Annotated in this window: 1 pseudogene; it reads left to right on the top strand. The window is 44.4% G+C overall.

Annotation, left to right across the window (positions count from 1 at the left end):
* Positions 1-241 (top strand): annotated as a pseudogene (locus tag HMPREF2795_RS10985) (cell division protein FtsZ); the annotation flags it as partial.

Below are 241 nucleotides of genomic sequence, written 5' to 3' on the forward strand. Positions count from 1 at the left end.
GTCATGGTGTTAACATCTGGCTTGGAACATCTATCGATGAGACAATGAAAGACGAAATCCGCGTGACTGTTGTTGCAACAGGAGTACGTCAGGATAAAGTTGAGAAAGTTGTAACTGCTCAACCACGTCAAGCAGCACATCGTGAACCTGCTCGAACTAGCCATGCACAAACTTTTGACCGTAATTTTGATATGGCTGATACAGCAGAAATTCCAACTCCAAGTTATCGCCGTCAAGAAGC

It is taken from the genome of Streptococcus sp. HMSC056C01, assembly GCF_001811305.1.
Taxonomy (GTDB): domain Bacteria; phylum Bacillota; class Bacilli; order Lactobacillales; family Streptococcaceae; genus Streptococcus.